Annotated in this window: 1 protein-coding gene; it reads left to right on the top strand. The window is 68.8% G+C overall.

Annotated elements, in window-relative coordinates; all coding sequences use genetic code 11:
• Positions 1–20 precede the first annotated feature (20 nt).
• A partial coding sequence (locus IBL25_RS26130; protein WP_187781346.1) for an LPS-assembly protein LptD occupies positions 21–1,372 on the top strand: 1,352 nt, incomplete at its 3' end.

Below are 1,372 nucleotides of genomic sequence, written 5' to 3'. Positions count from 1 at the left end.
CGGCGGGGGGCGAGCTTTCCATGCCCGCCATCCCCGGCACGCCGCCGCCCGCGGCCGCCGCCGCGCCGGCTCCGGCCCCCGCCAACGACCGCGAATCGCCCGTGACCTTCACGGCCGACGAGGTGGAATACGACCAGGACAAGAACCTGGTGACCGCCCGCGGCAGGGTGGAGGCCTGGCAGAACGAGCGCATCCTGCGCGCCGATACCTTCACCTATAACCGCGAAACCGGCATCGCTGTCGCCGAAGGCAATGTGCAGCTGCTGGAGCCGGACGGGCAGGTGACCTTCGCCGACCGCGCGGAACTCACCGGCGACATGCGCAACGGCGTGGTGAGCGGGCTGCGCGCCCGGCTGGCGCAGAACGGCAAGCTGGCGGCCACCGGCGCCACCCGCACCAACGGCAATATCGTGGACATGTCGCGGGTGGTCTATTCCTCCTGCGACCTGTGCGCCGACGACCCGACCGCGCCGCCGCTCTGGCAGGTGCGCGCCCGCATCGCGACCCATGACAAGGAAGAGCAGCGGCTGCGCTACCGCGACGCCACGCTCGAGATGGGCGGCTGGCCGCTGCTCTACACGCCCTACCTGTCGCATCCCGACCCCTCGGTGCCGCGCCAGTCGGGCTTTCTGACGCCGATCCTGGGCAACAGCACCTTCCTCGGCCCCTTCGTGCAGATTCCCTATTACTGGGCGATCGACGGCAGCCAGGACATGACGCTGCGGCCCACCTTCGCCACCGAGGAATACCCGGGGCTCGGGGTGGATTACCGCCGCCGCTTCAACAGCGGCACGGTCAATCTCTCCGCCTCGGTCGGCAACCTCTCCGGCGGCAATATCGCCGAGGGCGACAAGGGCCTCGGCGCCCATATCTACAGCAGTGGCCAGTTCGCGCTGGATGAGCACTGGCGCGCCGGCTTCAACCTGAACCGCGCCAGCAGCCAGGCCTATCTGCGCGCCTGGCGCTACAGCTCGCCGCGCGTGCTGACCTCGGATGTCTACCTGGAAGGCTTCTGGGGCACCGAGGGCTATGCCCGCATCGATGCCCGCGCCTACCAGAGCCTGAACGACGTCGACGACAAGTCGGCCATCCCACTGGTGCTGCCGAATGCCTTCGCCGAATACGCCTATCCGCGCGATTCGCTGGGCGGCTACCTGACGGTCGATGCCGGCAGCTTCGTGGTCTTCCGCGACGAGGGCACCGATACTCGCCGCCTGACCTCCCGCGCCACCTACAACCTGCCGAAGCAGGACCGCTTCGGCGGCATCTGGACCCTGCGCGGCCAGATGGACCTCTACGGCATCTCGGCCGACGACCTGGACCAGGCGCCGAACTATGCCGACCGTAAAAGCATCACCACCGGCAACGGCAA

It is taken from the genome of Pseudoroseomonas ludipueritiae, from assembly GCF_014490445.1.
Lineage (GTDB): Bacteria > Pseudomonadota > Alphaproteobacteria > Acetobacterales > Acetobacteraceae > Pseudoroseomonas > Pseudoroseomonas ludipueritiae.
Note: the sequence above shows the minus strand (reverse complement) of the source record. Positions and strands in the feature narration are given on the sequence as shown.